The organism is Pseudomonas putida, assembly GCF_003228315.1.
GTDB lineage: Bacteria > Pseudomonadota > Gammaproteobacteria > Pseudomonadales > Pseudomonadaceae > Aquipseudomonas > Aquipseudomonas putida_S.
In genome coordinates this window covers 2,514,707-2,531,566 of sequence record NZ_CP029693.1, presented here as the reverse complement: position 1 = coordinate 2,531,566, position 16,860 = coordinate 2,514,707, and the positions used below count along the sequence as shown (strand labels likewise).

General features: G+C 59.5%; 17 protein-coding genes and 1 tRNA gene. 11 read left to right on the top strand and 7 right to left on the bottom strand.

Annotated elements, in window-relative coordinates:
* Positions 1-239: 239 nt before the first annotated feature.
* The 3 genes from DKY63_RS11540 to DKY63_RS11530 all read left to right on the top strand — a co-directional run bounded on the left by DKY63_RS11540 (position 240) and on the right by DKY63_RS11530 (position 4,430).
* Positions 240-1,445, top strand: coding sequence for an acetyl-CoA C-acetyltransferase (locus DKY63_RS11540; protein WP_110967905.1), 1,206 nt, complete (start codon positions 240-242; stop codon positions 1,443-1,445).
* Between the two features lie 24 nt (positions 1,446-1,469).
* Positions 1,470-3,614 (top strand): 3-hydroxyacyl-CoA dehydrogenase NAD-binding domain-containing protein, encoded by a 2,145-nt coding sequence (locus DKY63_RS11535; RefSeq protein WP_110964212.1) that lies wholly within the window; start codon positions 1,470-1,472, stop codon positions 3,612-3,614.
* A 93-nt stretch (positions 3,615-3,707) separates the two neighbouring features.
* Complete coding sequence (locus DKY63_RS11530) at positions 3,708-4,430, top strand: amidotransferase (RefSeq protein WP_110964211.1); 723 nt, start codon at positions 3,708-3,710, stop codon at positions 4,428-4,430.
* 127 nt (positions 4,431-4,557) lie between these two features.
* Here the strand turns inward: DKY63_RS11530 and DKY63_RS11525 are convergent, their stop codons facing one another.
* From DKY63_RS11525 to DKY63_RS11515, 3 genes are all read right to left on the bottom strand, one after another.
* A complete protein-coding gene (locus DKY63_RS11525; protein WP_110964210.1) occupies positions 4,558-5,529 on the bottom strand; it encodes a magnesium and cobalt transport protein CorA in 972 nt (323 codons plus the stop codon).
* 143 nt (positions 5,530-5,672) lie between these two features.
* Positions 5,673-6,395, bottom strand: a complete 723-nt coding sequence (locus tag DKY63_RS11520; RefSeq protein WP_110964209.1) for a lysophospholipid acyltransferase family protein — start codon at positions 6,393-6,395, stop codon at positions 5,673-5,675.
* Positions 6,396-6,609: 214 nt separating this feature from the next.
* On the bottom strand, positions 6,610-7,299 hold the full coding sequence (locus tag DKY63_RS11515; protein WP_110964208.1) for a crotonase/enoyl-CoA hydratase family protein: 690 nt from the start codon (positions 7,297-7,299) through the stop codon (positions 6,610-6,612).
* A 307-nt stretch (positions 7,300-7,606) separates the two neighbouring features.
* Between DKY63_RS11515 and DKY63_RS11510 the strand changes: the two genes are divergently transcribed.
* From DKY63_RS11510 to DKY63_RS11495, 4 genes are all read left to right on the top strand, one after another.
* Positions 7,607-7,696 (top strand) — tRNA-Ser (locus tag DKY63_RS11510).
* A gap of 200 nt (positions 7,697-7,896) precedes the next feature.
* On the top strand, positions 7,897-8,085 hold the full coding sequence (locus tag DKY63_RS11505; protein WP_110967904.1) for a hypothetical protein: 189 nt from the start codon (positions 7,897-7,899) through the stop codon (positions 8,083-8,085).
* 331 nt (positions 8,086-8,416) lie between these two features.
* Positions 8,417-8,785: a hypothetical protein gene (locus tag DKY63_RS11500; protein ID WP_046816163.1), complete on the top strand. Its 369-nt coding sequence runs from the start codon at positions 8,417-8,419 to the stop codon at positions 8,783-8,785.
* Positions 8,786-9,081: 296 nt separating this feature from the next.
* Positions 9,082-9,390 (top strand): class I SAM-dependent methyltransferase, encoded by a 309-nt coding sequence (locus tag DKY63_RS11495; RefSeq protein WP_110964207.1) that lies wholly within the window; start codon positions 9,082-9,084, stop codon positions 9,388-9,390.
* A 13-nt stretch (positions 9,391-9,403) separates the two neighbouring features.
* Here the strand turns inward: DKY63_RS11495 and DKY63_RS11490 are convergent, their stop codons facing one another.
* Complete coding sequence (locus tag DKY63_RS11490) at positions 9,404-10,387, bottom strand: MDR family oxidoreductase (RefSeq protein ID WP_110964206.1); 984 nt, start codon at positions 10,385-10,387, stop codon at positions 9,404-9,406.
* A gap of 182 nt (positions 10,388-10,569) precedes the next feature.
* Here DKY63_RS11490 and greB point away from each other — a divergent pair, with 182 nt between their 5' ends.
* Complete coding sequence (gene greB, locus DKY63_RS11485; RefSeq protein ID WP_110964205.1) at positions 10,570-11,046, top strand: transcription elongation factor GreB; 477 nt, start codon at positions 10,570-10,572, stop codon at positions 11,044-11,046.
* A 72-nt stretch (positions 11,047-11,118) separates the two neighbouring features.
* Here greB and DKY63_RS11480 read toward each other — a convergent pair whose 3' ends face one another.
* Together DKY63_RS11480 and DKY63_RS11475 are read right to left on the bottom strand one after the other, a co-directional pair.
* Positions 11,119-13,623, bottom strand: a complete 2,505-nt coding sequence (locus tag DKY63_RS11480; protein ID WP_110964204.1) for an ABC transporter permease — start codon at positions 13,621-13,623, stop codon at positions 11,119-11,121.
* Positions 13,623-14,306, bottom strand: a complete 684-nt coding sequence (locus DKY63_RS11475) for an ABC transporter ATP-binding protein (RefSeq protein ID WP_110964203.1) — start codon at positions 14,304-14,306, stop codon at positions 13,623-13,625. Before DKY63_RS11475 ends, DKY63_RS11480 begins: the two co-directional genes overlap by 1 nt.
* A gap of 10 nt (positions 14,307-14,316) precedes the next feature.
* Between DKY63_RS11475 and DKY63_RS11470 the strand changes: the two genes are divergently transcribed.
* The 3 genes from DKY63_RS11470 (at position 14,317) to DKY63_RS11460 (ending at position 16,345) form a co-directional block, all read left to right on the top strand.
* The gene (locus tag DKY63_RS11470; RefSeq protein WP_110964202.1) at positions 14,317-14,922 is read left to right on the top strand and encodes an arylesterase; all 606 of its coding nucleotides are present in this window, start codon (positions 14,317-14,319) and stop codon (positions 14,920-14,922) included.
* 56 nt (positions 14,923-14,978) lie between these two features.
* The gene (locus tag DKY63_RS11465; protein ID WP_077044623.1) at positions 14,979-15,272 is read left to right on the top strand and encodes a hypothetical protein; all 294 of its coding nucleotides are present in this window, start codon (positions 14,979-14,981) and stop codon (positions 15,270-15,272) included.
* 101 nt (positions 15,273-15,373) lie between these two features.
* On the top strand, positions 15,374-16,345 hold the full coding sequence (locus tag DKY63_RS11460; protein WP_110964201.1) for a L,D-transpeptidase family protein: 972 nt from the start codon (positions 15,374-15,376) through the stop codon (positions 16,343-16,345).
* Positions 16,346-16,471: 126 nt separating this feature from the next.
* On the opposite strand, the gene oprI is transcribed toward DKY63_RS11460, so the two are convergent.
* The gene (oprI, locus tag DKY63_RS11455) at positions 16,472-16,723 is read right to left on the bottom strand and encodes an outer membrane lipoprotei OprI (protein ID WP_011335311.1); all 252 of its coding nucleotides are present in this window, start codon (positions 16,721-16,723) and stop codon (positions 16,472-16,474) included.
* Positions 16,724-16,860: the final 137 nt, after the last annotated feature.

Here is a 16,860-nt window from a genome sequence, read left to right as displayed (position 1 = left end):
ATGGTGTTCTGAGTTTTTGCTATTAAAAAGGCATGAGGCCTATTGCCAGCTTCTTGGGCGGCCTTTTGCTAGACACTTGCGCGTCAAAAAACGGTTTGCCCGGTTGTTGACGACCGTCCGTCTGAGCGTGAGCGTCAATGCCGGTGAGCGTTGCGGTCATTGAATCCCCGGGGGCCGGGAATCAAGGTGGAGGCTGCTTGAAAGCGCCAAAAACCAATAACAACAAGATCGAGGACGTCATGACCCAAGCGTTGATTTTCGATGCGTTACGCACGCCCCGTGGCAAAGGCAAGGCCGATGGCGCCTTGCACAGCGTGAAGCCGGTGGATTTGGTGGCCGGGTTGCTCGTTGCGCTGCAACAGCGAACCGACCTCGATACCAGCCAGGTCGATGATGTGGTCCTCGGCTGCGTAACGCCTGTCGGCGATCAAGGCGCCGACATCGCGAAAACCGCCGTCCAGGTGGCGGACTGGGATGTCAGCGTGGCCGGGGTGCAAATCAACCGTTTTTGCGCGTCGGGACTGGAGGCAGTGAACCTTGGGGCAATGAAAGTACGCTCCGGTTTCGAAGACCTGGTGGTGGTCGGCGGCGTCGAGTCGATGTCACGTGTCCCGATGGGCAGCGATGGCGGGGCCTGGGCGCTGGACCCGGCCACCAACCTGCACAGCCATTTCACCCCGCAGGGCGTGGGCGCCGACCTGATCGCCACGCTCGAAGGCTTCAGCCGCCAGGACGTCGATGCCTATGCGTTGCACTCGCAGCAAAAAGCCGCGCGGGCACGGGCTGATGGCGCGTTCAGCAAATCGCTGGTACCGGTGCGGGATCAGAACGGCATCCTCCTGCTCGATCACGATGAATTCATTCGCGCCGATTCAACCCTCGAAGGCCTGGGCAAACTCAAGCCGAGTTTCGAAATGATCGGGCAGATGGGCTTTGATGCCACGGCGCTTCGGGTCTATAGCCATGTCGAGCGAATCCATCACGTACACACTCCTGGCAACAGTTCCGGAATTGTCGACGGCGCGGCCTTGATGCTGATCGGCTCCGAGGCCAAGGGCCAGGCGCTGGGTTTGCGACCACGGGCGCGGATCGTCGCCACGGCGGTGACCAGCACCGACCCGACCATCATGCTCACCGGTCCCGCGCCGGCCACCCGCAAGGCGCTGGCCAAGGCCGGTCTGCGGGTCGAGGACATCGACCTGTTCGAGGTCAACGAGGCGTTTGCCTCGGTGGTCCTGAAATTCATCAAGGACATGGCCGTCGACCCGGACAAGGTCAATGTCAACGGCGGCTCGATCGCCATGGGGCACCCGCTGGGCGCGACGGGTTGCGCGATTCTCGGCACCTTGCTCGATGAACTGGAAAACCGCCACCTGCGCTATGGCCTCGCGACCCTGTGTGTCGGCGGCGGCATGGGCATTGCCACCATCATCGAACGCCTCTGAGCCAGACATTCAAGGAACCCTTTCATGACCCAAGCCATTCGTTACGAAAAGGGCCAGGACCGGATTGTCGTCCTGACCATCGACATGCCCGGCCAGAGCGCCAACACCATGAACGCGGTATACCGCGAAGCCATGGCCGATTGTGTTGAGCGCCTGGTAGCCGACAAGGAGGCCATTGCCGGCGTGATCATCACTTCGGCGAAAAAAACCTTCTTCGCCGGCGGTGACCTCAATGAATTGATCAAGGTCGGCAAGCCCGAGGCCAAAGCCTTCTACGACATGGTGCTCAGCCTCAAGGCGCAGTTACGTACTCTGGAAACCCTCGGCAAGCCTGTGGTGGCGGCGATCAACGGCGCGGCCTTGGGCGGAGGCTGGGAAATCTGCCTGGCCTGTCATCACCGGGTGGCGCTGGACAATTCGTCGGTGCAGCTCGGCCTGCCGGAAGTGACCCTCGGTTTGTTGCCGGGCGGTGGCGGCGTGGTGCGCATGGTGCGTTTGCTCGGGCTGGAAAAGGCCTTGCCGTATCTGCTCGAAGGGACAAAGTTGCGGCCGCAACAGGCGCTGCAGGCGGGGCTGATCGATGAACTGGCCGCGGATCACGATGAGCTGCTGGTCAAGGCGCGCGCCTGGATCAATGCCAACCCGACGGCCGTGCAACGTTGGGATGTTAAGGGTTACCAGATCCCCGGTGGCACGCCGTCGAATCCGAAGGTCGCGCAGATGCTGGCCATCGCGCCGTCGATCCTGCGCAGCAAAACCCAGGGCTGCATGCCAGCGCCGGAGAAAATCCTGTGTGCCGCCGTGGAAGGTGCCCAGGTGGACTTCGACACGGCGCATCTGATCGAAACCCGTTACTTCACCGAACTGACCACCGGCCAGGTCTCGAAGAACCTAATCGGCACTTTTTGGTTCCAGCTCAACGAAATCAATGCCGGTGGCTCGCGGCCACAGGGGTTCGCGCCTTACGTGACGAAAAGGGTCGGTGTACTCGGCGCGGGGATGATGGGCGCGGGCATTGCCTTTGTCAGCGCCTCGGCCGGCGTCGAGGTGGTGCTCAAGGACGTCACTCTGGCGGCGGCCGAGAAAGGCAAGGCGCATTCGGCGGCACTGCTGGACAAGAAAGTGGCGCGCGGGCAGATGAGTGCCGAGCAACGTGACGCCGTGCTGGCGCGCATCCGGACCACCGAACGCGATGTCGACCTGGCCGGTTGCGACCTGATCATCGAGGCGGTGTTCGAAGACCGTGAGCTGAAGGCCAGGGTGTCGCTGGCTGCGCAACAAATCGTCGGTGCGGACGCGGTGATCGCCTCGAACACCTCGACCCTGCCGATCAGCGGCCTGGCCACGGCGGTGCCGGATCAGAGCAAGTTCATCGGCCTGCATTTCTTCAGTCCTGTGGAAAAGATGCCGTTGGTGGAAATCATCAAGGGTGCCAACACCAGCGACGAAACCCTGGCTCGCGGTTTCGATTTCGTCCTGCAAATCAGGAAAACCCCGATTGTGGTCAACGACAGTCGGGGGTTCTTTACCTCGCGCGTGTTTGGCACCTTCACCAACGAAGGCATTGCGATGCTGGGCGAAGGCGTGAGTGCGGCGATGATCGAGACTGAAGCGCGCAAGGCCGGCATGCCCGTCGGGCCCCTGGCGATCTCTGATGAAGTGTCCTTGAGCCTGATGAGCCACATCCGCCAGCAAACCGCCAGGGACTTGCAGGCCGAGGGCAAACCGCTGGTCGAGCACCCGGCGTTCAGGGTGATTGACCTGATGCTCAACGAATACAAGCGTGCGGGCCGGGCGGCGGGTGGTGGTTTCTATGATTATCCCACCGGCGCCCAGAAGCACCTGTGGCCGGAACTGAAAGCGCGTTTTGAAAAGGTCGACGGGCAGATTTCAGCGAAGGACGTGCGTGATCGCCTGTTGTTCGTGCAAGCCATCGAGACGGTGCGGTGTGTGGAGGAGGGGGTGCTGATGTCGACCGCCGATGCGAACGTCGGCTCGGTGTTCGGCATCGGTTTTGCCGCCTGGACCGGTGGTGCGTTGCAATTCATCAATCAATACGGGGTCAAGGATTTCGTCGCCCGCGCCCAGTATCTGGCGGGGCAATACGGCGAACGCTTCGCGCCACCTGCCTTGTTGCTGGAGAAAGCCGCCAAAGGGGAGGTCTTTTAGAGATGGATGACGCATCTCGGGGCTTGCCTTGTTGCAGTGTTAGAGGCAGGCTCTGGGGTGTGCATTATTCCCATCACGTGTCAGGTATTTTTTATGTCGTTACGCATCTGCATTCTGGAAACCGACAACCTGCGTCCGGAATTGGTCGACCAATATCAGGGCTACGGGCAGATGTTCAAACGCCTGTTTTCGCAGCAACCCATTGCCGCCGATTTCACCATCTACAACGTGGTGCAGGGCGACTATCCCGCTGATGACGAAGTCTTCGACGCTTACCTGGTGACCGGCAGCAAGGCCGACTCCTTCGGCACCGACCCGTGGATCCAGACTCTCAAGCAATACCTGCTGACCCGCTATGAGCGGGGCGACAAGCTGCTGGGCGTTTGCTTCGGCCATCAATTGCTGGCGCTGTTACTCGGTGGCAAGAGCGAACGGGCGAGCCAGGGCTGGGGTGTCGGCACCCACAAGTACAAAATGGCCGCCAAGGCGCCATGGATGAGCCCGGTGCGTGAGGAGCTGACGCTGCTGATCAGCCATCAGGACCAGGTGACGTCACTGCCGGAAAACGCCACGGTGATCGCTTCCAGCGATTTCTGCCCGTTCGCCGCGTACCACATCAACGATCAGGTGCTGTGCTTCCAGGGGCACCCGGAATTCATCCACGATTACTCCCGGGCCTTGCTGGACATTCGTCAGCAGGCGCTGGGCGAGCAGGTCTATTCGAAAGGGATTGCAAGCCTGGACAGTGAGCATCACGGCACCACGGTGGCCGAGTGGATGATGCGGTTTGTGGCGCATAAGCCAGAGACAGCTTAAACAGCCCCTGTAGGAGCGAGCCTGCTCGCGATGGTCGTCAACGTTAACGCGGGGAACCTGATACCCCGCGGTGTTATTGCGTACATCGCGAGCAGGCTCGCTCCTACAGGTTTTGCATGAAGCGCTGTTACAACCACCCCGACTTCTTGAAGCTCGCCCACAAGCTCACGCATCCCACCGTAATCACCCCCAGCACGCCGAAATAGCCGTAGTGCCAGCTCAACTCCGGCATGTCCTGGAAGTTCATCCCGTAGATCCCGGCAATGGCCGTGGGGAATGCCAGAATGGCCGCCCAGGCTGCGAACTTGCGCTGCACCACACTTTGCCGTGAGGCCTCCAGCAGCACACCGACCTCGATGGTCTGGCTGGCGATCTCTGCCAGAGTGGTCAGGTCTTCCAGCTGGCGCTTGACGTGGATCTGCACATCACGGAAGTACGGGCGCATGTTCTTGTCGATGAACGGGAAGCTGAGTCGCTGCAGTTCTTCGCCGATCTCCACCATCGGCGCCGCATAACGGCGCAAGCGCAGGACATCGCGACGCAGGCCGTGCAGGTTCTGGATATCGCATTCATTCAGCGAGCCGCACATGACGTTGTGTTCCAGCTCATCAATCTCGGCATGGATCGCTTCGCCCATCGGCTGGTAGTTTTCAATCACAAAGTCGAGGATGGCATAGAGCACGAAATCTTCCCCGTGCTCCAGCAACAGTGGGCGCGCCTCACAGCGTTGTCGGACATGGGCGTAGGACGCCGAGTGGCCATTGCGTGCGGTGATGATGTAACCGTTGCCGGCAAAGATATGCGTCTCGATGAACTTGAGTTTGCCGTCTTCCCGGATAGGGGAATAGGTGACGATGAACAACGCGTCGCCGAAGGTTTCCAGCTTGGGGCGACTGTGTTTTTCCAGGGCGTCTTCGATGGCCAGTTCGTGCAGGTTGAACTGGCGTTGCAGGTTGGCCAGTTCCTCGGCGTTCGGCTCTTCCAGGCCGATCCAGACAAAGTGACCCGGCTTTGCGGCCCAGGCCGCGCCTTCATCGAGAGTGATATTGGTGACTTTCTTACCAGCGCTGTAAACCGCAGCAGCAACAACTCGACCCATGATCTTGGTTCACTTCTTATTGGCAGGCATTCAATGGCAAAGGGGCAGGCAGTAATCAGCTTAGCCATGTCTATTGCTTGAGAGTCGGCAAAATATGCAGAGTTCTCCAGCAAAAGAAAACCCGCACAAGGCGGGTTTCATGTTCAGGCGGCTTGCAGTTGCCGGTCCATCGAATCGATGCATTCGCGCATCTGTTCCTGGCACCGGGCAATCAACATCGGCATGTCATCCATGCTCATACCTACGGTCGGTATCGCCGGTAGTGAGCGAATCAGAATTTTCCCACTGCGCCAGCGGTTCAGTCGCATGTGATTGACGTAACTGCTGACACACACCGGAACGATGGGTACCCCGGCCGCAATCGCCATCTGGAAGGCACCCTTTTTGAACGGCAACAATTCCTTGCCCAGGTTACGTGTGCCTTCGGGGAAGACCCAGATCGAAGTGTCCTGGTTTTGCAGGGTATGGGTCGTGGTCAGCATCGACTGGCGCGCCTTCTGCGCATTGCCTCGGTCGATCAACACATTGCCGGCCAGCCAGAACAGCTGCCCGAACAATGGCACCCATTTCAGGCTTTTTTTACCGATGCACACGGTACGGCGGGGGACGACGTTGCCGAAAACGAACAGATCGTAGTTGGACTGGTGGTTGGCGATGATCACGCAACTGTCGGGTTTATCCATCAACGGACCGACGTCGGCCTTCACCCGCAAGCGCAAAATGCACATGGCCGGCCAGGCATAAAGGCGGGCGCATAGACGACTGTTGTCCGGATTGAACGGACGGCACAGGCCGAGCACCACGCCCAGCACACCTGCCACGATAAAGTGCAGGCCCATCAATGACATACGTAAAGCAAACAGCATTTTCAGGCCCCACCGGGACAAAAGGTGGCGCAGTGTACGGATGTGCACTGTTTTCGGCAATTGCTGCTCAGGACGGGGGAGATAGCCGATGTTTAAGCATATGTGTCTGACTGATCGGTCAGGCACAGGCTAGAGCGGCTATGGACTTTTCCACAGGCCACGTAAGAAAAAGCCCGGCGCGATGGCCGGGCTTTCGTTGTCACAGGGCCGGGGCTCAGCCCAGATGTTCCTGATCCGCGATGATCGCGTTGTCCAGGGTGTCGAGCAGTGCCTTGCGTACTTTCAACTTGGTGTTCTTGTGGGCGGTCATGTTGATCTTTTTCAATTGGCGAGCCGCGGCCAGCGCCGTAGCCTGGAGCTCTTCGGCCGAGACCACCACGTCCAGGAAGCCAGCATCCACGGCACTTTGCGGATTGAACATTTCACCGTTGATCACCGAGCGGTGGAATGCAGCCTTGCCCAGGCGATCACGGGCCAGTTCGATGCCGGCGTGGTGCATGGTCATGCCGATCTGCACTTCGTTCAGGCCGATGCTGAACGGGCCATCGACACCGATGCGGTAGTCCGCCGACAACAGCAGGAACGCGCCCTTGGCCACGGCGTGACCGGGGCAGGCGACAATCACCGGGAAAGGGTGCGACAACAGGCGACGGGCCAGCGTCGAGCCGGAAGTAACCAGGGACACGGCTTCCTTCGGACCGGATGTCATGACCTTTAAATCATAACCACCCGAGAGAATTCCGGGCTGACCGGTGATGATGACTACCGCGCGATCTGTCACCGCCTGGTCCAGCGCAGTGTTGAAGGCTGCAATCACGTCCGGAGAGATGGCGTTGACCTTGCCGTTGCTCAGGGTCAGGGTCGCGATACCGTCTTCGAGGTGGTAGGAAATCAACTCACTCATGACGCTATTCCTTTCAATAAAGATGGGCAGACGTTACCCAGCGTCATTGGCAAGGTAAAGCGCTGTGACTGACCCGCCAGTCACCCTTTGCCTGCTCTAGCGCTACGGCCCTCCACACTGGCGGTGCGTTGCTCTCTATATAGAAGTGTGCGGTGAACCTGAGATTGGCCGGTTTGCCATCGCCCGATTGGCCCGAAACAGTGAACTGCGTTAAGCGCATGAAAATTCTGAAAAAAATGTTTGCCATCGGAAAAGCTTTCGACTACATTAGCGCGCCTCGACAGACAGAACATGTTTGAAGAGATACGGTGAAGTGTCCGAGTGGCTTAAGGAGCACGCCTGGAAAGTGTGTATACAGGAAACTGTATCGAGAGTTCGAATCTCTCCTTCACCGCCAAATTCGATGTAAACAGAACCCCTGGTTTCGAAAGAAGCCAGGGGTTTTGTGCTTTCTGGCGGTCCATTCGTCGGGCCTTCGACAATATGAATCACAAGTCCGGTAATGACCGGCTAGTCTGAAAACCCTTGGTGATCGATATGGTTCGGGCAAGGGGGCTTGCCGGTGTCGATCCCGCTTTGGAAGAAGGGGGTGATGAAATGGTTGATCTGTATGTTGAAGACGATGGCGCGGAATTTCCGATCAACAATTTCGTCCAGTGTGGGCAGACTGTGTACGTTGCAAGCTTCGGCGAGGATCAGGTTGAAGTCCGCAGGATCAAGACTCAGGCAAGCCGAATGCTGAAGGGGAAATTTCTTCCCAGGGTAACGGCACCGGTCAGGAAGTGAATGTGGATTGCATCAACAAACCCCGCCAATGAGCGGGGTTTTTTGTGTCTGGATTTCCGTTCATCCGGCTTGAATGAACGAATGTTTAAGCTGGCGGTTTTTTCACAGACTTTTCACGAGTGCGTACGTAGGCTGAATTCATCCGTTAGAAAGCAACTCCCTGCCCGTTCCCCAGCGGGCTTTTTTTTGCCTGTCATAAAACCTTTTCGATAAATGCTGTCCAACCGTCGCCGATAACGAGGTTGCGCACGCGCATGTCTGGACTTTGTCTGCGCTAAAGCATTCAATCCCGACCCTTTTGATTTTCATCCCTATTTTTGAGGTTTTTGTCATGCGTTTCACACTGCCTGCTTTGGTTCTGGGTCTTCTGGTCGCTCAAGGCGCGATGGCTGGCGACGGTACTGCCGCAATCGGCGGCGGTTTGGGCGGTGCGCTGGGCAACGTTGTGGGCCAGAGCATGGGCGGCAGCACCGGTGCAGCCATTGGTGCTGGCGTAGCGGGCGCAGCGGGTAGTGCAGTGGCCGCCAAGAAGGGTCACCGCACCAGCGCTGCAATCGGTGGTGGCGTCGGTGCCGCTGGCGGTTCGGTCATCGGCAACAGCCTGGGTGGCAAGACCGGTTCCACCATCGGTGCAGGCCTGGGCGGCGCCTTGGGCGGCGGCGTGGGCAGCAACCTGGCTCACGGTCACAAGCGTCACTGATTTCGAACGATCTGCTGATCGAATCAAGGGAAATGCCCGAATCGCAAGATTCGGGCATTTTTCTTTTTGCGCCGTCTGAAAAGTCTTGAACGGTGGCGTGCGTCATTCTTGACACTGTCCGGTCAGCTTCTCTAGGATGCTGCTCATGCGCCGATTTAAACAGCTACTTGCGGGGCGCCAGGTGACTCATTCAGTCGCCGTAGAAGCCGGAATCCGGTTTCGAAATACCGCTAAAGCGCTGGTTCGGTGTTGCCTCTCACCTGCCATGCAGACTTTTGAGGCAGAGACACGACCCAATGAATGCACCAAGCCCTGTTGTACGTCCCGCGCCGATCACGGCACATCTCACCCAGCGCAATCCAAAAATCCTGCTTGGCGGCAAGCATCAGCCGACGCTTTTGCGTTATCTCGACGGCTGGCCACGTCGCACCGGTGGGCCAGCGGCCTTCCTGATTCAATTTGTCGAGGACGGTGAGTCGCTGGAGCGCTTTGCCAGCGACAGTTTTGACCTGGCGGTGATTCAATCCCCCGACGCCGAAGACGCCCCGCAAGTGATCAGGCAACTGATCCGTGTTGCCCGACAAGGGTTGATTACCCGTCGCTGAGCAGCGCAATGGCTTACCCGTTGACGTTCACTACAACTCGCCCGCGCACTTCGCCGGCCAACAGTTGACTGGCGGTCTGGATGACTTCGTCCAGGGCGATTTCCCGGGTGATCTCCTTCAGCATGGAAAGATCAAGGTCTCGGGCCAGGCGGCTCCAGGCTTCCAGGCGATCCTTGCGCGGGCGCATCACGCTGTCGATTCCGGCCAGCGTCACTCCGCGCAAAATGAATGGGGCAACACTGGCGGGGAAGTCCATGCCTTGGGCCAATCCACAGGCGGCAACAGTGCCACCGTACCGGGTGCTGGCGCAGACGTTGGCCAGAGTGTGACTGCCCACTGAATCGATGGCGCCGGCCCAGCGTTCCTTTGCCAGCGGGCGACCGGGCTCGCTGAGTGTTGCACGGTCAATGATTTCGGATGCCCCCAGCTTTTTCAGGTAGTCCGTTTCTTCAAGGCGACCGGTCGAGGCGACGACGGTATAACCCAGGCGGGAGAGGAGGGCGATGGAGAAGCTGCCGACCCCGCCATTGGCCCCGGTGACCAGAATTTCGCCCTTGTCTGGCGTGACGCCATTGCGCTCCAGGGCGAGCACCGAAAGCATGGCCGTATAACCCGCGGTCCCAATGGCCATGGCTTGCTGGGCCGTGAAGCCTTGGGGTAATGGAATCAGCCAGTCGCCATTTAATCTGGCCATTTGGGACAGTCCGCCCCAGTGCCCTTCACCCACTCCCCAACCATTGAGCAGCACACTGTCACCCGCCTTGAAATCGGGATGGCTGCTGTGTTCGACCGTACCCGCCAGGTCGATGCCCGGCACCATGGGAAAGCTGCGCACCACCGGGCTTTTGCCAGTGATAGCCAGTGCGTCCTTATAGTTGAGGGTGCTGCAAGCCACACGTACGGAAACATCGCCTGGCGGCAGTTGCGATTCCTCCAGTTGTGCAACGCGCGCGCGGTTACCGGTGTCGCCTTTTTCAATCAGGATCGCACTGAACATGTTTTTCCTCTATTGGACCGACCGTCTAGTAATTGCAGTAGGATATTAGACTGGTCGTCTCTAATGTCAACCGGTGAAGTGATCAGCGACTGCCGGGACGTTCCAATCACGCATCGACAGGTTGCTTGATCGAGAGCGGTTCAAATATGGTTAGCCGATGTAATCGCCAGTGAGCATCCGCTTTGAGTACGAACATCATCACAAAGGAAGGTCATGAAGCTCTGAAGCAAGAGCTCGACTATCTATGGCGAGAGAAACGCCCTGACACCACGCGTAAGGTGACCTGGGCCGCGTCGCTGGGTGATCGCAGCGAAAACGCGGACTATCAGTACAACAAGAAGCTGCTGCGGGAAATTGACCGGCGCGTCCGATACCTGCGCAAGCGCCTGGAAGATGTTCGAGTGGTGGCCTATTCGCCCGAGCAGGAAGGGAAAGTGTTTTTCGGGGCTTGGGTCGAGATCGAAAACGAGGCGGGGGAGATCAAGAAATTCAGAGTCGTGGGCTACGACGAAATATATGGTCGCAACGATTACATCTCGATCGACTCGCCAATGGCTCGCGCGCTTTTGAAAAAGGAAGTCGGCGATGAGGCGGTTGTCCACACACCCAGCGGAGAGGTGTTGTGGTGGATCAACGAGATTTTTTACGAAGCAAAGTAGGGATTTTCTCAGCCGGTGTGCGTCCGCGCTTCACCTTCGTGAAGATCCGCGCGGACGATGTCAGCCGAGTATTCAGCCCTCCCGCAAGACTGTCAGGGGGCTGGCATTCAGTGCACGGCGAGTGCCAAACACACCGGCCCCGCCTATCAGCACCGCACCAATCAATGGCAGCAGCAACAGCCATGGATGTGGATGCCATGGCAGATCCAGCGCGTAACGGTAGAGCACCAGGCTCACCACCTCCGATCCCAGCGCCGCCAGCAGGCCGCTGACCGCACCCAGCAAACCGAACTCGATTCGCCGGGCCTTGACCAGCAATTGACGCTCTGCGCCCAGCGCCCGCAACAACGCACCCTGGCGGATGCGCTCATCGAGCGTCGCCTGCAAACCGGAAAACAATACGGCCATGCCAGCCGCCAGGACAAACAGCAGCACATACTCCACCGCCAGGGTGACCTGGGCGAGGATGCTGCGCAGCTGCGCCAGCAACGCCTCGACTTGCAGGATGGTGACCGCCGGAAAGCTGCGGGACAGATCGACGATCTGCTGATCATGACCGGCCGACAGATAGAAGCTGGTCAGATAAGTCGCTGGCAGATCCTTCAACGTGCCCGGCTGGAAGATCATGAAGAAGTTCGGCTGGAAGTTGTCCCAGTTGATTTCCCGCAGGCTGGTGACTTTCGCTTCACGATTCACCCCACCCACGGTGAAGACCAGATGGTCGCCCAGCTTGAGTTTCAAACTCTCCGCAACCTTGCCTTCGACCGATACCCCTGGAATTTCATCGGATGGCTGCTCGGACCACCAGTTGCCTGCGGTAATCCTGTTCCCCGCCGGCAAGTCCGCAGCCCAGGTCAGACTGAGATCGCGCTGTATGGCTCGATCCCCCGCCGATTCCTTGGTGACGATCTGCTGCACCGGTTCGCTGTTGATGCTGATCAGGCGTCCCGGCACCACCGGGTACAGCGGTGCCGATTGCGCTGATAGTGAAATCAAGCGATCAATGAACGCCTGTTTGTCCGCTGGCAGGATGTTCAAAGCGAAATAGTTCGGGGCGTTTTTCGGTAGCTGATTCTGCCACGTGTCCAGCAACTCACCGCGCAACAGGGCGATCAACGCCATCGACAGCAGGATCAGGCCGAATGCCAGGGATTGTCCGGCGGCTGCCAGCGGATGACGCAGCAATTGACCCAGCCCGAGGCGCCATGGCAACGAAGCACGGGCGAGCAAGCGTCGCAGGCTTTTGAGCAGCAGCAACAACAAGCTGCCCAGCACCAGTGCCGCGATCACGCCGCCGCCGAGCAGTGCGAAAGTCAGCACAAGATCCAGGCTCAAGCGCCACATGATCAGACCGAGGGCGCCCAGTGCTGCGCCGTAGATCATCCAGGTGCTCGAAGGAATCGGCAGCAGATCCCGGCGCAATACCCGAAGGGGTGGAACCCGGCCCAATGCCGCCAGTGGTGGCAAGGCAAAACCGGCCAATGCAACCAGTCCGGTGCCGATCCCGGCGATGGCGGGAAACAGGCCACCCGGCGGTACGTCGCTGGGCAGCAAGTCATGCAGCAAGGCAAACAGCCCAAGTTGCGCCAGCCAGCCAATAAAAGCTCCAGTGATGCTGGCGAGCAATCCCAGAACGGTCAGCTGCAAACTGAACAGCACCATGGTTTCCCGGCGGGACAACCCCAGGCAGCGCAACAGCGCGCTGGCATCGAATCGACGCGTGGCAAAGCGTGTCGCCGACAGGGCCACAGCGACACCGGCCAACAGCACCGCCACCAGGCTCGCCATGTTCAGGTAGCGCTCGGCCTTGCCCAGGGCGCCACCAATCTGCCGGTTGCCATCGCGGGCATCCTGAATGCGCTGGTTGGCCGCGAGGCCAGGCTTGATCAGTTGACGATAGGTTTCAAGGGCCGAGGCATTGCCGCGCCAGAGCTCGCGGTAACTGACCCGGCTGCCGGGTTGTACCACGCCGGTGGCGGCGAGGTCTTCGAGGTTGATCAGGACCCGTGGCGTCAGGCTGTAGAAGTTGCCGGCGCGGTCGGGTTCGTAGGTCAGTACTCGTGTCAGTGTCAGGGTTTTCATGCCGACATCGATGCTGTCGCCGATCTTCAGGTTCAGCGCGGTCAGCAGGCGGCCCTCGACCCAGGCTTCACCGGGTTTCGGACCGCCTCCAGACTCCTCCGGAGCGAACGGGGCGGGGGCGCTTTTCAGCTCGCCACGTAACGGGTAAACGGCATCGGCGGCCTTGATGCTGGACAGCTGAATACCGTTGTCAGTGGCTATGACGCTTGAGAACTCCACCACTTGTGCGTGTTCGAGTCCCAGTTCAGTGCCGCTTTTAATTTGTTCGGGGCGAGCCGGAGAACTGCCTTCCAGCAGCAGGTCGGCGCCGAGAAACTCGGTGGCGCGCAGCATCATGGCGCCGTTGAGACGGGCGCCGAAGTAGCCAATGGCGGTACTCGCCGCCACCGCCACGAGCAAGGCGAAGAACAACACGCGCAATTCACCGGCGCGGGCATCGCGCAGCAATTGGCGAATGGCGAGACTGAACAGGCGCAACAGCGGCAAACGTGCCATCAAGGCTCCAGAGGGGCGACCAGCAGGCCGGCTTCAAGGCGGATCAGGCGCCGGCAGCGATGTGCCAGGCGCTCATCGTGGGTGACCAGTACCAGGGTCGTGCCGCGTTCCTTGTTGAGTTCGAACAACAGATCGCTGATGCGCTCGCCGGTGTGGCTGTCGAGGTTGCCGGTGGGTTCGTCGGCGAACAGCACGTCGGGTTCGGCGGCAAACGCCCGGGCAATGGCCACGCGCTGCTGTTCGCCGCCTGACAGCTGGCGAGGGGAGTGGGTCAGGCGTTGGCCGAGACCGACCCGCTGCAGCAGTTCGGTGGCGCGTCCACGGGCATCTTTGCGGCCGTCGAGCTCCAGGGGCAGCATGACGTTTTCCAGCGCGTTGAGACTGTCGAGCAACTGGAAGGACTGGAACACGAAGCCGACGTGCTCGGCGCGGATGCGCGCACGCTGGTCCTCGTCGAGATTGCTCAGGGCTTGCCCGGCCAGGGTGACTTCACCGCTGCTCGGCAGGTCGAGGCCGGCGAGCAGTCCCAGCAGGGTGGATTTGCCGGAGCCCGAGGCACCGACGATGGCCAGGCTGTCGCCCTTGTTCAGTTGCAGGCTGAGTTCGTGCAGGATGGTCAGTTCACCTTCCGCGCTGGGAACCACTTTGCTAAGGTTCTTCGCGGTGAGAATGCTTGCGCCCATGGAGAATCCGATGCGTGTGTGGTTTTTGAGTGCTGGCCTGGCCTTGATGTGCATGGCCCAGAACGCAGCGGCGGGTACAGTCCTGATCGTTGGCGATAGTATCAGCGCCGGTTTCGGGCTGGATACCCGGCTGGGGTGGGTGTCGCTGCTTGAGCAACGGCTCAAGCGCGAAGGTTTTAACGATAAAGTGGTCAATGCATCCATCAGCGGCGACACCAGTGCCGGAGGTCAGGCGCGGCTGCCGGCGCTGCTTGCAGAGCATAAGCCGAAGCTGGTCATCCTTGAGCTGGGCGGCAATGACGGGTTGCGCGGACTGCTGCCAACGCAATTGCAACAAAATCTTGCGTCGATGATCGACAGCTCCCGTGCCAGCGGCGCCAAGGTGTTGTTGCTCGGCATGCAGCTGCCCCCCAACTACGGTGCGCGTTACACCAAGGCATTCGCTGATGTCTTCAGCAATGTCGCCAGTGAAAAAAACATCCCTCTGGTGCCATTTTTCCTCGACGGCGTGGGCGGTCATCCCGAGCTGATGCAGGCTGACGGTATCCACCCGGCGGCCGGGGCCCAGGACAAGTTGCTGGAAAATGTCTGGCCTACCTTAAAACCGCTGTTATGACACTTTTCTAGGCGCGGGCTTTCGGCTAATGTGGCGCCCCCGATTTGGAGCCCCCGATGCCGCGTCCCGCCTGGTCCCTATTTTCCTACCAACTGATCGAGCCTGACGAACAGCTGGATCTGTTCGCCTGCCAGGAAGTGCGGGTGCATCTGGTGACCCGACAGCTGGAGCTGGGTGGCTCTGCGGACCGGACCTTATGCGGCAGCCTGTTGCCGGCGCAGCCACGCTGGTCGAGCGTCGATCGCCGGGTGTTCCAGGACCACCGCCTGTGCTCGTTGTGCCGGGCGATTCTCGAGTCACAAAAGCGCGGCACTTCGCCGATCTGGCCGGAGCTGCGGTTTGAGCTTTGAGCCTCAAAGATAGCAAGCTATCGGCTAGCTCCCCGAAATAACCGGCGGCGGTGTACAATCCGATTCTTATACCCCTGTTGATCATGCGAAGGATTTTCCGGATGTTGCCGCGCTTTCCTGCCGTCACCCGCTGCCTGTCTCTTGCCGCCCTGTGTGTGGCCGGTCCCGTTGCTGCATTGGAGTTTCCCCTGCCACCGCCCGGTGAGGACATCATCGGTCAGGTACAGGTGATCAAGGCCAAGTACGAAGATACCTTCGCCGACCTGGGCACCACCTACGATCTGGGCTACTCGGAAATGGTCGCGGCCAACCCGGGCGTTGATGCCTGGTTGCCGGGCGCCGGCACCGAAATCGTGCTGCCGACCCGTTTCATCCTGCCGCCAGGCCCTCGTGAAGGCATCGTCATCAACCTGGCTGAATACCGCCTTTACTATTACCCGAAAGGCAAGAACGTGGTGTACACCTTCCCGCTGGGTATCGGGCGTGAAGGCTGGGGCTCGCCGATTGCCCACACCACGATCACTGCCAAGACACCGAACCCGACCTGGACGCCTCCGGCGTCGATCAAGGCCGAGCACGCCGCCGATGGCGACCCGCTGCCCAACGTAGTGCCGGCAGGTCCGGATAACCCCCTGGGGCCGTTCAAGTTCACCCTGGGTACTCCGGGCTACCTGATTCATGGTTCGAACAAGAAGTTCGGCATCGGCATGCGCACCAGCCACGGTTGCTTCCGCATGTTCAACAACAACGTGCTGGAAATGGCCGGCATGGTGCCGGTGGGCACTTCGGTGCGCATCATCAACGATCCGTACAAGTTTGGTGTGAGTGGCGGCAAGGTTTATCTGGAAGCGCACACGCCACTGGACGACAAGGGCAACCCGTCGGTGGTCGACAAGCACACCTCGGTGATCAACGCCATGCTCAAGCGTGAGGACATCACCAACAACCTGCGCATGAACTGGGATGTAGTGCGTGACGTGGTCGCCGCTGAAGATGGTTTGCCGGTGGAAATCGCGGTACCGAACACCACCGCTCCTATGGTGAGCAGTGCACCGCTGGATCCGCTGCAGTAACGCTTGAAAAGAACCCGCCGATGCTTGCCGCGTCGGCGGGTTTTTTTATGCCTGCAGGAAACCACGGGCAATAAAAAAGCCGACCCAAGAATGGGTCGGCTTGATAACAATCCCGAAGGACTATTATTACTTGCGGCTAGCTTTTTCCAGCATGCGCAGAGCACGCTCGTTAGCTTCGTCAGCAGTTTGCTGTGCTTTTTGAGCAGCAGCCAGAGCTTCGTCAGCTTTGCGGTAAGCTTCGTCTGCACGAGCTTGGGCGCGAGCTGCTGCGTCTTCAGTAGCGGTCAGACGTGCTTCGGTTTCTTTCGATGCGCTGCTGCAACCGGTAGCCAGAACTGCGGCCAGAGCCAGAGCAGAGAATTTCAGAACGTTGTTCATCGTGTTCCCCTTCAAGGACTTTCTATTAAGTGGCTTTCTCCTCCGATTGAGGAAATAGCCGGCGTACATACTACCCATTACTTGTCGTAAGTAAACTGACATAAAGCAGGAAGCCAAAAAAATTGTAGGCGTTGATT

Excerpts from the sequence above, each read along its gene's own strand:
- DKY63_RS11520 (WP_110964209.1), bottom strand. The coding sequence starts at position 6,395 with ATGCTGTTTGCTTTACGTATGTCATTGATGGGCCTGCACTTTATCGTG.
- DKY63_RS11460 (WP_110964201.1), top strand. The coding sequence starts at position 15,374 with ATGTTGCCGCGCTTTCCTGCCGTCACCCGCTGCCTGTCTCTTGCCGCC.
- DKY63_RS11495 (WP_110964207.1), top strand. The coding sequence starts at position 9,082 with ATGAATGCACCAAGCCCTGTTGTACGTCCCGCGCCGATCACGGCACAT.
- DKY63_RS11490 (WP_110964206.1), bottom strand. The coding sequence starts at position 10,387 with ATGTTCAGTGCGATCCTGATTGAAAAAGGCGACACCGGTAACCGCGCG.
- DKY63_RS11535 (WP_110964212.1), top strand. The coding sequence starts at position 1,470 with ATGACCCAAGCCATTCGTTACGAAAAGGGCCAGGACCGGATTGTCGTC.
- DKY63_RS11470 (WP_110964202.1), top strand. The coding sequence starts at position 14,317 with ATGCGTGTGTGGTTTTTGAGTGCTGGCCTGGCCTTGATGTGCATGGCC.
- DKY63_RS11530 (WP_110964211.1), top strand. The coding sequence starts at position 3,708 with ATGTCGTTACGCATCTGCATTCTGGAAACCGACAACCTGCGTCCGGAA.
- DKY63_RS11515 (WP_110964208.1), bottom strand. The coding sequence starts at position 7,299 with ATGAGTGAGTTGATTTCCTACCACCTCGAAGACGGTATCGCGACCCTG.
- oprI (WP_011335311.1), bottom strand. The coding sequence starts at position 16,723 with ATGAACAACGTTCTGAAATTCTCTGCTCTGGCTCTGGCCGCAGTTCTG.
- DKY63_RS11500 (WP_046816163.1), top strand. The coding sequence starts at position 8,417 with ATGCGTTTCACACTGCCTGCTTTGGTTCTGGGTCTTCTGGTCGCTCAA.
- DKY63_RS11505 (WP_110967904.1), top strand. The coding sequence starts at position 7,897 with ATGGTTGATCTGTATGTTGAAGACGATGGCGCGGAATTTCCGATCAAC.
- DKY63_RS11465 (WP_077044623.1), top strand. The coding sequence starts at position 14,979 with ATGCCGCGTCCCGCCTGGTCCCTATTTTCCTACCAACTGATCGAGCCT.
- DKY63_RS11475 (WP_110964203.1), bottom strand. The coding sequence starts at position 14,306 with ATGGGCGCAAGCATTCTCACCGCGAAGAACCTTAGCAAAGTGGTTCCC.
- DKY63_RS11540 (WP_110967905.1), top strand. The coding sequence starts at position 240 with ATGACCCAAGCGTTGATTTTCGATGCGTTACGCACGCCCCGTGGCAAA.
- DKY63_RS11480 (WP_110964204.1), bottom strand. The coding sequence starts at position 13,623 with ATGGCACGTTTGCCGCTGTTGCGCCTGTTCAGTCTCGCCATTCGCCAA.
- DKY63_RS11525 (WP_110964210.1), bottom strand. The coding sequence starts at position 5,529 with ATGGGTCGAGTTGTTGCTGCTGCGGTTTACAGCGCTGGTAAGAAAGTC.